At 50.5% G+C, this 12,341-nt stretch carries 14 protein-coding genes and 1 tRNA gene; 10 read left to right on the top strand and 5 right to left on the bottom strand.

Annotated features, from left to right (window positions below; genetic code table 11):
- Positions 1-129 precede the first annotated feature (129 nt).
- Entirely contained in the window at positions 130-1,494 is a 1,365-nt protein-coding gene (locus tag BZG78_RS01075; RefSeq protein WP_108743207.1) for a Do family serine endopeptidase, read from the bottom strand.
- Between the two features lie 69 nt (positions 1,495-1,563).
- Positions 1,564-1,968, bottom strand: a complete 405-nt coding sequence (gene zapG, locus BZG78_RS01070) for a Z-ring associated protein ZapG (RefSeq protein ID WP_077660139.1) — start codon at positions 1,966-1,968, stop codon at positions 1,564-1,566.
- A 243-nt stretch (positions 1,969-2,211) separates the two neighbouring features.
- Here zapG and zapE point away from each other — a divergent pair, with 243 nt between their 5' ends.
- The 8 genes from zapE (at position 2,212) to sspB (ending at position 8,603) form a co-directional block, all read left to right on the top strand.
- Positions 2,212-3,318, top strand: coding sequence for a cell division protein ZapE (zapE, locus tag BZG78_RS01065; protein WP_077660169.1), 1,107 nt, complete (start codon positions 2,212-2,214; stop codon positions 3,316-3,318).
- 230 nt (positions 3,319-3,548) lie between these two features.
- Positions 3,549-3,977: a 50S ribosomal protein L13 gene (rplM, locus tag BZG78_RS01060; RefSeq protein ID WP_025674468.1), complete on the top strand. Its 429-nt coding sequence runs from the start codon at positions 3,549-3,551 to the stop codon at positions 3,975-3,977.
- 13 nt (positions 3,978-3,990) lie between these two features.
- Positions 3,991-4,380 carry a 30S ribosomal protein S9 gene (rpsI, locus tag BZG78_RS01055; protein ID WP_021022657.1) on the top strand — a complete coding sequence of 130 codons (390 nt, stop codon included), beginning with the start codon at positions 3,991-3,993 and terminating at the stop codon, positions 4,378-4,380.
- A 380-nt stretch (positions 4,381-4,760) separates the two neighbouring features.
- Entirely contained in the window at positions 4,761-5,351 is a 591-nt protein-coding gene (gene petA / locus BZG78_RS01050; protein ID WP_021022656.1) for a ubiquinol-cytochrome c reductase iron-sulfur subunit, read from the top strand.
- Entirely contained in the window at positions 5,351-6,619 is a 1,269-nt protein-coding gene (locus BZG78_RS01045) for a cytochrome bc complex cytochrome b subunit (RefSeq protein ID WP_021022655.1), read from the top strand. Before petA ends, BZG78_RS01045 begins: the two co-directional genes overlap by 1 nt.
- Positions 6,616-7,353 (top strand): cytochrome c1, encoded by a 738-nt coding sequence (locus BZG78_RS01040; protein WP_077660138.1) that lies wholly within the window; start codon positions 6,616-6,618, stop codon positions 7,351-7,353. The genes BZG78_RS01045 and BZG78_RS01040 overlap by 4 nt, the downstream gene beginning before the upstream one ends.
- Positions 7,354-7,440: 87 nt before the next feature.
- Positions 7,441-8,079 carry a stringent starvation protein SspA gene (sspA, locus tag BZG78_RS01035; protein WP_021022653.1) on the top strand — a complete coding sequence of 213 codons (639 nt, stop codon included), beginning with the start codon at positions 7,441-7,443 and terminating at the stop codon, positions 8,077-8,079.
- The gene (gene sspB / locus BZG78_RS01030; protein WP_077459889.1) at positions 8,079-8,603 is read left to right on the top strand and encodes a ClpXP protease specificity-enhancing factor; all 525 of its coding nucleotides are present in this window, start codon (positions 8,079-8,081) and stop codon (positions 8,601-8,603) included. Before sspA ends, sspB begins: the two co-directional genes overlap by 1 nt.
- A 134-nt stretch (positions 8,604-8,737) precedes the next feature.
- Here the strand turns inward: sspB and pyrI are convergent, their stop codons facing one another.
- From pyrI to argF, 3 genes are all read right to left on the bottom strand, one after another.
- Positions 8,738-9,205 (bottom strand): aspartate carbamoyltransferase regulatory subunit, encoded by a 468-nt coding sequence (gene pyrI, locus BZG78_RS01025; protein ID WP_021022651.1) that lies wholly within the window; start codon positions 9,203-9,205, stop codon positions 8,738-8,740.
- Positions 9,202-10,146 (bottom strand): aspartate carbamoyltransferase, encoded by a 945-nt coding sequence (gene pyrB / locus BZG78_RS01020; RefSeq protein WP_021022650.1) that lies wholly within the window; start codon positions 10,144-10,146, stop codon positions 9,202-9,204. The genes pyrI and pyrB overlap by 4 nt, the downstream gene beginning before the upstream one ends.
- 214 nt (positions 10,147-10,360) lie before the next feature.
- The gene (gene argF / locus BZG78_RS01015) at positions 10,361-11,368 is read right to left on the bottom strand and encodes an ornithine carbamoyltransferase (RefSeq protein WP_077660137.1); all 1,008 of its coding nucleotides are present in this window, start codon (positions 11,366-11,368) and stop codon (positions 10,361-10,363) included.
- Between the two features lie 322 nt (positions 11,369-11,690).
- Between argF and BZG78_RS01010 the strand changes: the two genes are divergently transcribed.
- A complete protein-coding gene (locus BZG78_RS01010) occupies positions 11,691-11,933 on the top strand; it encodes a hypothetical protein (protein ID WP_021022648.1) in 243 nt (80 codons plus the stop codon).
- 156 nt (positions 11,934-12,089) lie between these two features.
- A tRNA-Ile gene (locus BZG78_RS01005) sits at positions 12,090-12,165 on the top strand.
- Positions 12,166-12,341: the final 176 nt, after the last annotated feature.

Raw genomic sequence — 12,341 nt, 5'->3', positions numbered from 1 at the left:
TAGAGAATAGCATTGTGAGGTCGGGTTGTGGAAATCATCACCGTCTTGGGCGGATAAAAAAACCATGAGCCAATAAAAATGCCTGCCGACGTGGCAGGCATCAATATTAAGGTGTGAATAGACGCCGGTTTATCGAATCACGAGATAAAGCGAGCTGTTATCACGCACAATATTAAGGGCGAGCACACCCGGTTTATCCTCGAGCAGCTTGCGCAGATCGCCCAAGCTCTCTACTTTGTGTCGATTGACGCCAATAATGACATCGCCCGCGCGTAGTCCATATCGAGCGGCAAGCGAGCCTTCTTCAATCGTGGCAACTTCGACACCTGCTGGTTTCGCATCATGGTTTTTCAACTCTGCGCCAGCCAAAGCTTTGTGCAGGTTATCCGCTTTGGTTTGCGTTTGAGCTGCTTCTTTAAGGGTTGTTTCCATCTCGAGACTTTCACCGTCACGAATTACGCCGAGCGCAACGGTTTTACCTGCCCCTAACGTCGCAATTTTGGCGCGTAACTCACTAAAGCTGCGAATACTCTTACCGTTGACAGAGACAATAATGTCACCGGCTTTGAGCCCGGCATCGTCAGCGGCAGATTCAGGCATTACCTGACTAACAAAGGCGCCGTGCTGGGTGGCGAGCCCAAAGGCATCGGCTAACTCGGCGGTCAATTCCCGGCCAGTCACGCCAAGCATGCCGCGTCGTACCGAGCCATATTCGATGATTTGGTCGACCAAGCTTTTCGCCATATTCACCGGTATCGCAAAGCCAATCCCGACATTGCCGCCGTTCGGGCCCAAAATCGCGGTGTTGATCCCCATCAGTTCACCATTGAGATTGACCAGCGCGCCGCCGGAGTTGCCACTGTTGATCGCCGCATCGGTTTGAATAAAGTTCTCGAAGTTTTCTAGGTTCAAACCACTGCGCCCCAGTGCTGAGATGATCCCCGAGGTGACAGTTTGTCCGAGCCCGAATGGGTTACCAATCGCAACGGCAAAGTCACCAACACGTAAACGATCCGAATCAGCGAGTGGAATTTGCGTCAGATCTTTCGCATCTTCATCGAGCTGCAACAAGGCAATATCAGACATTTCGTCGCTGCCGATCAGGGTCGCATCGTATTCGCGGCCATCTTTGAGTTGGACACGGATCTCATCCGCATCATCAATCACATGATGGTTGGTCACGATATAACCTTTATCGGCATCAATAATCACCCCTGATCCCAAACCACGAAAAGGGCGCTCTTGGACTTGCTCAGAGGGGGCATTGGGACCAAAGAAAAACCGAAATGCATCAGGAATACGTTGCTTAGACACCTTGTTGCCTTCCACCGCAATACTGACCACGGCTGGTGAGACTTTTTCCAACATTGGCGCCAAACTGGGCATGGCTTCACCGCTAACCGCTTGAGGCAAGGCGGCATAGCTCGGTAGAGGAGAAAAGGCCGCGCCAAGAGTCAGCGCGGCGACGCTAATTGCGAGTAAAGACTTTTTCATCATGGGTTAACTCCAATTGTCGACGTACCAATTGAGAGTGGGGGCAATCTGAAAAAGTTCAATCCTCGATCAGCTGGCGCGCGAGCCTTCGTCGCTTTTTAACAAGCCCGAGGCGCTGCCAGAATAGTCACGAGGTGGATGACTGGCGGTGTCTACTTCCAGGTTGGTGATTTTCCCTAGACGCTTGGCAAAGGGATTATCTTGGTCGGGCAAGTCAGGCATCAGATCCGACGATGTCTTGGCCATATGTTGATAGAGCTTATTGTAGTCTTTCGATAAGGTATCAAGCAGTTCAGCACTTTGCGCAAAGTGATCCACCAACTCTTGGCGGTATTGCTCGAGCTCGTAACGTGACTTTTCTAGCTCCCTTTTCATATTTTTTTGTTGTTTGAGATCGCGCGTGGTCAGACGGGCAATAAAAAAGCCCACCGCGATACCGATGACGAGAAAGATCAGGCTATTAATCCAGGCCATAACTGCTCCTTGTGCTCTCACATTGACTGAACACCCTGGGTATCCGGGAGTCAGTCAGGGCAAGCGAAATCACTTGCCTACGTATAATAATATCGTACATCTGCTGGTGGCTTAGCAAGATGAAACGTGTGTTCACTATACATGCCAGATCGCGAACGTGGTACTCCTATACGCGCGTATTTCTCTTTCTCGCTCGCGTGTTACTATGAAAACGATGGCGATAACCAACGAGGCTTTCAAGGAATGACGCCCTTAGAACATTATAATAACGATCTGACCCACCACCATTTTATCGAAGACCCCGCGCAACGTATGGCGGTCGAGAAACTCGATGAGCTCTACCACCGTTTACTCGCTCATCCCATCACCTCCACTACGCCGGAAAAGCGCAGCTGGTTGCCTTGGCGAAAGCGCGAACCGGCCTCTGTAACCCCAGTAAAAGGCCTATACTTTTGGGGCGGTGTGGGACGCGGGAAAACCTATTTAATGGATACGTTTTTTCATGCACTCCCTTTTGATAACAAAATGCGCATGCACTTTCATCGCTTTATGCATCGGGTACATCAAGAGCTAAGAATACTGGATGGCGAAGCGGATCCATTGCCGCAAATCGCCGATAAGTTTGCACAAGAAACCCGCGTGCTGTGTTTTGACGAATTCTTTGTCTCGGACATTACCGATGCCATGATCTTAGGGACCCTGATGGAAGCGCTATTTGCCCGCGGGATCACCTTGGTCGCGACCTCAAATATCGTGCCTGATGAACTGTATTGGAACGGGTTACAGCGCGCACGCTTTATGCCCGCCATTGATTTAATCAACCAGCACTGTGAGGTAGTCAATGTTGACTCAGGCGTTGATTATCGCCTGCGTACTCTGACCCAAGCGGCTATTTTTTATCACCCGCTTGGCGATACTGCTACCGAGACGATGCAGGCGTATTTCAAAAAACTCAATGGGGAAGGGGGGCAGCGCGACCAAGTGATAGACGTAAATAACCGCCCGCTACATACCATTGAAAATGGCGATGGCGTGGCGCATTTTAGTTTTGCTGAGCTGTGTCAGTCCGCTCGCAGTCAAACCGACTACATGGAAATTGCGCGGCTTTATCACACGGTATTAGTCGCTGACATGCCGCAATTACACAGTACACAAGACGATGCTGCGCGTCGGTTTATTGCGCTGGTAGACGAGTTTTATGAGCGTAGCGTCAAACTCATTATTTCAGCGGCGGTGCCACTCGATAGCCTCTATGATGGCGACCGTTTAGCGTTTGAGTTTAAGCGTTGCCAGTCACGCCTGATTGAAATGCAAAGCCATGACTATCTCGCATTGCCTCATTTGCCCTAAGGCTGTCTGCTGGCGAACAGTCAAACAATAACCAACTGAGAAAAACGGCGGAATTTTTTTGCGAAAAGGAGGTGATTTTTTCTCCACTCTTCCCTATAATCTCGCGACCCACCGTTACTGTTGAAAGGCTTTGGCCGGGTGTACCACCACTCGAAGGGGTGATGTATGGACGCTTAACAGTGGGAGCTTAGGCTCCTGAAGTGAAACTTATTAATCGGGTAATTATTAGCATGAAAACTTTCGTTGCTAAACCAGAAACTGTAAAACGCGACTGGTTCGTTGTAGACGCTGAAGGCAAAACGCTAGGCCGTCTGGCCACTGAAATTGCAACGCGTCTGCGTGGCAAGCACAAGCCAGAGTACACGCCTCACGTTGACACTGGTGACTACATTGTTGTTATCAACGCTGAAAAAGTGGCTGTAACTGGCCGCAAAAAATCTGACAAGATGTACTACAGCCACACTGGCTACATTGGTGGCATCAAGTCAATCAGCTTTGAAAAACTGATCGCGCAAAAACCTGAGCTGGTGATTGAAAAAGCCGTTAAAGGTATGTTGCCACGCGGTCCTCTAGGTCGTGCTATGTACCGTAAACTGAAAGTTTACGCAGGTTCTGAGCACAAGCACGCGGCACAACAACCGCAAGTACTAGACATCTAAGAGGAATAAAGCAATGGCAGAACAATACTACGGCACCGGCCGTCGCAAAAGCTCCGCAGCTCGTGTCTTCATCAAGCCGGGTAGCGGCAACATCGAGATCAACAAGCGTTCTCTCGACACTTACTTCGGTCGTGAAACCGCTCGCATGGTTGTTCGTCAGCCACTTGAGCTGGTAGAAATGACTGAGAAGCTTGACCTGTACATCACCGTTTCTGGTGGTGGTATCTCTGGTCAAGCAGGCGCAATCCGTCACGGCATTACTCGTGCCTTGATGGAGTATGACGAGTCACTACGTCCTGCACTACGTGCAGCTGGCTTTGTGACGCGTGATGCGCGTAAAGTTGAGCGTAAGAAAGTGGGTCTTCGTAAAGCACGTCGTAGCCCGCAGTTCTCGAAGCGTTAATCGACGTTATCGTCAGATTTGCTACAAAAAGCCTGGTGTTCACGCCAGGCTTTTTTTATGCAATTTTTTCTGATGTAAAAAGGTAGGGCATTACCTCTTTATTCCCTTTTAAAACAGTGTATAAGCGCGCACTTTCCAACATTTTTATTACCCTTTACATAATTCTGTGCACACCGCTCACATTTGTTACAAAAAGGTAGCTTTATCTTGTCAAAAAGTAGGGTTTTCTCTATCATCTAGCCGACGTAATAGCAGCTAAGATTTAATCGAACTGATCCCAGTCAGCCGTTATTACATATTCGTTTTTAAGTAAGCCGTACGCTCCATGGACGCAAAGGACAAAATAAAAATCCAAGCGGGAGCACATGGGAGAATGTTGGATGAGCAATGCGCCAGTGAATACCGGCCGACGCCGCTTCCTGACTGCGACGACGTCAGTTGTTGGCGGTTTAGGGGCCGTAGCAGTTGCCGTGCCTTTTATTAAGTCATGGAACCCAAGCGCGAAAGCCAAAGCGGCGGGCGCGCCGGTCGAAGTCGATATCAGTAAGCTGCAAGACGGACAAATGATCCGTGTCGAGTGGCGAGGAAAACCTGTGTGGATTGTGCGCCGTAGCGACGCCGTGGTTGAGGAGCTTTCAAGCTTTGAAGACCAATTGCGCGATCCGCAATCAGCACAGCCGCAACAACCGGAATATGCAACCAACCAGCTCCGCTCTATTAAACCTGAAATTTTTGTCGCGGTTGGTATATGCACCCATCTTGGTTGTTCACCAACCTATCTACCAGACAGCTTCAGTGAGCAAGTGAGTGGAGTGAAAGCCGGGTTCTTTTGTCCGTGTCATGGGTCAAAATTTGACATGGCTGGACGTGTCTTTCAAGGCGTACCTGCACCACTTAACCTGGTCGTTCCACCTTATATGTACTTGGACGACAAGCGAGTGCTGGTGGGACAAGATGAGGGGGCTGCGTAATGGAAAGTTTTGCTAACTGGATTGAGAAACGCCTTCCCGCGATGAATGCGTATCGCAAGCACATGACCGAGTACCCAATGCCGAAGAACTTTAACTTCTGGTATATGTTTGGTGTGCTCGCGATGATTGTTCTGGTTAACCAAATTGTTACCGGGATTTGGCTAACCATGAACTACAACCCTTCAGCGGAAGGTGCGTTTGCCTCTGTTGAATACATCATGCGTGATGTCGAGTACGGTTGGCTGCTCCGATATATGCACTCCACTGGGGCCTCGGCGTTCTTCGTGGTGGTGTACCTGCACATGTTCCGCGGCCTCATTTATGGCTCGTACCAGAAGCCGCGTGAGCTACTGTGGCTGTTTGGGATGCTGATCTTCTTGGTGTTAATGGCAGAAGCCTTTATGGGCTACCTGCTGCCATGGGGACAGATGTCTTACTGGGGGGCACAGGTTATCATCTCCTTGTTTGGTGCGATTCCTGTGATTGGTGATGACTTAACGCTTTGGATCCGCGGTGATTACGTGGTATCAGGCGCAACCTTGAACCGCTTCTTTGCGCTTCACGTGGTAGCCTTGCCGATTGTCTTGCTGTTGTTAGTCGCGTTGCACGTGCTAGCGTTGCACGAAGTGGGCTCTAACAACCCAGATGGTATCGACACCAAACTGCCTAAAGGCGAAGCGGATGACGATGGCCAGCAGTCACAGTTTACGTTCCACCCTGATTACACCAAAAAATATAAGATCATCGACTCGATTCCTTTCCATCCATACGGCACGGTGAAAGATCTCATTGGCGTGGGTGTGTTTGGTATCTTGTTCGCGTATGTGATTTTCTTTAACCCTGAGATGGGCGGTTACTTCCTTGAGCCACCGAACTTTGAGGCCGCGAACCCGCTGAAGACCCCTGAGCATATTGCTCCGGTTTGGTACTTCACGCCCTTCTATGCAATTTTGCGTGCGATTCCTGACAAGCTGATTGGTGTTATCGCCATGGGTGCGTCGATTGTGGTGCTGTTCTTGTTGCCATGGTTAGATCGTTGTCGCGTGCGTTCGTATCGCTACCGTAGCAAACTGCACTTGGCAAACATTGTGCAATTTGTGATTGCGTTTGTAGCTCTCGGCATTCTGGGCGCGTTGCCAGCGACTCCAACGTACACCTTGCTGGCGCAGATCTTCAGCTTCTGTTACTTCATGTTCTTTGTGCTGTTGTTCTTCTACAGCAAAAATGAGGCAACAAAACCGCTACCAGAGAGGGTGACATTCAAATGAGAAAATGGATTGTAATCTTGTGCGCGCTGTTGCCCTCTTTGGCAATGGCCGCGGGCGGTAACGTTCACTTGGACGACGCCAACAACGATTTAACGGATAAAGCCTCATTGCAACGTGGCGCAAAAATGTTCATGAACTACTGCTTCGGCTGTCATGCCACGCAGTATCAGCGCTATCAGCGTGTCGCAGAAGATCTGAACATTCCACAAGACTTGATGGAAGAACACCTGATTGTCGACAAGAATGCGGACTATGGTGAGTTAATGACTAACGCCATGAGTCAAGAGTCGGGTGCACAGTACTTCGGTGCGCCAGCGCCTGACTTGACGCTGGTCGCGCGTGTACGTGGTACTGACTGGATCTATACCTATCTGCGTTCATTCTATGTTGACCCATCGCGTCCGTTTGGCGTGAACAATACGGTATTCCCTAACGTGGGCATGCCGCATGTGCTTGAAGAGCTTCAAGGCACGCCTCGTAAGGTTTACGAAACACGCATGGTGGATGGTGAGCCGGTTGAGGAATTTGTCGGTCTGAAGTCTGACGGTAACGGCGAGCTGAGTAAGGGCGAGTATGATAATGCCGTCCGAGACTTGGTCAATTTCCTCGAGTATTCCGGTGAGCCGGTGAAGCTTGAGCGCCAGCAACTCGGTTGGTGGGTGATCGGTTTCTTCGTGGTATTCTTGATTTTGGCTTACTTCCTCAAGAAAGAATATTGGCGCGATGTGCACTGATCGGTTAATCTAGTGTGTTGCTAATCCGCAATGGGGACTTGTAGTCCCCATTGCTTTCTATTGATATTGAACATCCTGGAGGGGTTGATGGCTGTTGCTGCCAATAAACGCTCGGTGATGACGTTATTCTCTGACGCATCTGATTTATATAGTCATCAGGTACGCATCGTCCTCGCAGAGAAAGGTGTCAGTGTAGAAATCGAGCTGGTGGATCCGAATAATCTGCCAGAAGATCTGGTTGACTTAAATCCTTATAACTCTGTTCCAACCTTGATTGACCGTGAGTTAGCGCTGTATAACGCAGACATCATCATGGAATACTTGGATGAGCGTTTCCCTCACCCGCCATTGATGCCGGTTTATCCTGTCGCGCGTGCACAAAGCCGCTTGATGATGTATCGCATTAAGCGTAACTGGTATACCTTGGTGGATCAGATCATGCAGGGCAGTGCGGATGAGGCGGATAAAGCCCGTAAGCAATTACGTGAAGAGCTCCTGGCTCTGGCGCCTGTCTTTGCCGAAGATCCTTACTTCTTAAGTGAAGAATTTAGCCTTGTTGATTGCTACTTAGCGCCACTTTTATGGCGTTTACCTGCACTGGGTATCGAACTGACCGGTCAGGGCTCGAAGCAAGTCAAAGACTACATGACGCGTCTGTTTGAGCGTGATTCGTTTCTCGCCTCACTGACAGAAGCTGAACGTGAAATGCGACTAACAGGTCAATAATGTCTACATCTGAATTTGCCATGACACCGCGCCGTCCTTATTTGGTTCGGGCGTTTTACGACTGGTTACTGGACAACGATCTCACGCCACACATTGTGGTCGATGCGACCTTACCAGGAACGCAAGTACCGTTTGATTACGTTAAAGACGGGCAAATTGTACTGAACATCGCCCCGCGAGCAGTCGGTAATCTTGAACTCAGTAACGAGCATGTGTGTTTTAACGCGCGCTTTGGCGGTAAACCGCAGCAAGTGATGGTGCCAATGGCAGCCGTGCTTGCACTGTATGCGCGTGAAAATGGCGCCGGGACCATGTTTGAAATGGAGCCTGCCTACGCCAACGCTGATGACGAGATGTTCGAGGACGAGACGTTCGAGCCGGCACCGACCGAAGAGGACGAGCCATCGCTTGTCTCTGTTGACAGTGTTGACGATCCAGACGCACTGCCACAGGCCGATGACGAACCAGAAGCGCCAGCGGCGCCGAGTAAAAAAGGCAAGCCGACGCTTACCGTGGTGAAATAACCACTTGGCAGGTTAAACGATGACAAAAAACCAGCACCTCGATGCTGGTTTTTTTTATGTGTTACGCGCGCGGCAGGCGCAGTGCAAGCGCGCCCGCAACCGAGCACCCTCGCACTAGGGCTAGACAGCGAGGACTAGTGACGCTCGGTCATGATCTCGCGTGAGAATACCTTCTCACAGTACTTGCAGCAGAGCTTCACATCGTCGGCCTCCGTGAGCACTCGGAATGAGCTATCGACAGCCGGCTCGCCATGGGTAATGCAGTTAGAGTTTGGGCAGCTAAACACCCCTTGAATTACCTCAGGCAATGTCAGCGGCAGCTTGGCGACCACTTGATAATCTTCAATTTGATTCACCGTTGCCTGTGGCGCGTACAGGGCAAGCTGACTGGCTTGATCTTCGCTGATCACCACGTTCTCGATTTTGATCAAATCTTTACTGCCGAGCGCCGACGAAGGCAGATTCAAACCAATGGTGATCCGCTGATCGCTACCATGCATTTGAAACAGGTTTAAGATCTTAAAGCCAATGTGCGCGGGGATATGATCAATCACAGTGCCGTGGCAGATCGCTTCGACTTGTAGTTTATTATCCGTGCTCATTTTGCAACTCCTTCAACCTGTTCATTTAACACCAGCGCGAGTAGAGCCTCTCGGGCATACACCCCATTTTCTGCTTGCTCAAAGTAATACGCGTGCGGGGTTTTATCGACATCAACGGTAATTTCATCCACGCGTGGCAGCGGATGCATCACCTTCATATTCGGCTTGGCATCACGCAGCATGCCGGCACTTAAAATAAACGCTGATTTAATGTGGGCGTATTCTGACTCATCAAAGCGCTCTTTTTGCACCCGTGTCATGTAAAGTACATCTAACTCAGGCACCACATCGCTAATGCTACTGTGTAGGCTATAAGGGTGGCCGCCCGCGGCAAGCTCATCAAGCAGGTGCTCTGGCATGGCGAGTGCATCCGGGGCGATGTAAAAGAAGCGGTTGCCCTCAAACTTTGATAACGCCTGGGTCAGCGAATGCACGGTACGGCCATATTTGAGATCCCCCACCATGGCGATATTTAAGTTATCCAAGCGGCCCTGGGTTTCGTAAATCGAGAACAAATCGAGCAAGGTTTGGGTCGGGTGCTGATTCGCGCCGTCGCCACCGTTCACCACCGGCACGCCTTCAGAAAACTCAGACGCTAATCGCGCAGCGCCTTCTTTTGGGTGACGCATGACAAAGCCATCAACGTAAGAAGAAATCACACGGACCGAATCGGCCAAGGTTTCGCCTTTTTTGCCTGACGAGGTATTGCCGCCGTCGGGAAAGCCAATTACCGAGCCGCCAAGGCGCTGAATCGCGGTTTCAAAGGACAACCGCGTGCGGGTTGACGCTTCAAAAAAGCAGCTAGCAATCACTTTATTTTTTAACAGCGTCGGGTTCGGGCGGGCTTTAAGTTCGCCCGCCGTGGCAACGATTAACTCTAGCTCGTCGCGGCTGAGCTCGGGAATGGAAATAATATGTTTGTGATAAAGCGTATTGGCCATAACGCGAGTCCCTTTCTTTGCAGTGTGCTACAGGCAAAAAAAAACCTCCGAAACGGAGGCTTTTACGATCACGACCAATGCGAATGCCGTCCCGCGATGGGGCGGATAAATCGCTGTTTGTGGGTGGAATAACCAACATAACTTCTGGCCGTGTAGTGAAATCTGGCCGAATTATACGCCCCTATTTGTGCTGTGCAAGCAAAAGTGCAATCGTTTACGCGCTTGCTTTGACGAGTGTGGCAATCATCACAGCCTTGATGGTATGGAGGCGGTTCTCGGCTTGATCAAAGACGATCGATTGCGCTGATTCAAATACCGCGTCGGTCACTTCCAGGCCATTGAGCCCGTATTGATCGGCAATTTGTTTACCCACGCCGGTCTCGTCATTATGAAACGCGGGCAAGCAGTGCATGAACTTGGCATCTGAGTTCTCGGTAGCGGCCATCAAATCGGGGTTGACTTGATAAGGCGTGAGATCTGCCACCCGCTGCGCCCAAACCGATTCTGGCTCGCCCATCGACACCCAGATATCGGTATAAATAAAATCACAGCCTTTCACCGCCGCCGTATCTTCCGTGAGTGTGATCGTTGCTCCAGTACTGGCGGCAATATCTTGGCAGGTGGCAATCAAATCCGCCTCAGGCCAATAGGCTTTAGGACCAATCAAGCGTAAATCCATCCCCATTTTGGCCGCGCCCACCATCAACGAATTGCCCATGTTATTGCGCGCATCACCCAAATACGCAAAGGCGATTTGATTGAGCGGCTTGTCACTGTGCGCTTGCATGGTGAGTAAATCCGCCAGCACTTGAGTGGGGTGAAAGTCATCGGTAAGGCCATTCCACACCGGCACACCAGCATGGGCGGCTAAGGTTTCCACCACCTCTTGACCAAACCCACGATACTGAATGCCATCGTACATTCTCCCTAACACCCGCGCGGTGTCCTTCATGGTCTCTTTATGGCCAATTTGGCTGCCGCTGGGGCCGAGATACGTGACTTGTGCGCCTTGATCAAACGCCGCCACTTCAAACGCACAGCGGGTGCGGGTTGAGGTTTTCTCAAAAATCAGGGCAATGTTTTTGCCCGTCAGCTGTGGGGTTTCCTCACCACGGGCTTTGGCCGCTTTAAGGGCGGCGGCATCATCAATCAGATCGTGGATTTGCTGAGGTGACAAGTCGAGTAAGGTGAGCAGTGATTGCTGGTAGAGGTCGCTTTTCATATTTATTCCTAAATTACCCGCCTAATTGAATATTAAATCGATATTTGTGTTTAATTATTCTTTTATGGTAAAGCGCGTGTCAGCAAGATGCAAGCGACAAATCCGAGCGTAAAGGCCATCAATTAACCATTAACACACCGTTTTGAAGGTTTTCTGACCGCAGGAGGGGGATTTAATCAAGGACTGACAATGCTGATAAATTGGCGACAAACGACACAATCCTTTTACCGCCTTATAGCGAGGGAATGACAGGGCAGTGCGGCGAGTGCGAGATAGTGTTTCTGTCCTCAAGGGCAACGACACTATTAGGAAGGAGAACACCATGAAAACACACAACCAAGCACTGACTCTGAGCGCACTGATGATGATAGTTGGCCTAGCGGGCCCGGCAATGGCGAATGACGAGCCGATGCAGCCTGCAGACGGCCAGCCAGCGGTGACTTGCCCTGAAGGTGGCACGGATTGCGACACCCAGCCAATACCAGAAGACGACAACAGCGCCTGGCCACCGGAAGAAGAAACCTGGCCCGCCGATGACAACAGCGAAGACCCCGCCATGCAGTAAGTGGTGTCACACAACTCAGTAAGCAAAGCATGAGTGCCGTCACACTGGCGGCGCTTGTTTTGCCACCACTGCGCTAAGTGCTCAAAAACCATACTGAATTGACCCCCCTTACAACTAGACACCCTGTTTGCCTTCCCCTATAATCCCAATCCACTCGGCCCCTTAGCTCAGTGGTTAGAGCAGTCGACTCATAATCGATTGGTCCCCAGTTCAAGTCTGGGAGGGGCCACCAGATTCTAGAAGGTTAGTAAGCGTAGTGTTTACTAACCTTTTTTTGTACCTGACGATTTTGGGTCAGGTAATGGGTCAGGTAAGCCCCGATCACGCACTCTTCCCTATCTTCTCCCAATACTAATTCGAATACTACGCTGTTGCCAAATGTGTCCTTCTGGCGGATAAATCTCTCCC

Origin of the sequence: Salinivibrio sp. MA351 (assembly GCF_001996065.1) — a bacterium.
Classification (GTDB): Bacteria; Pseudomonadota; Gammaproteobacteria; order Enterobacterales; family Vibrionaceae; genus Salinivibrio; species Salinivibrio costicola.
Note: the sequence above shows the minus strand (reverse complement) of the source record. Positions and strands in the feature narration are given on the sequence as shown.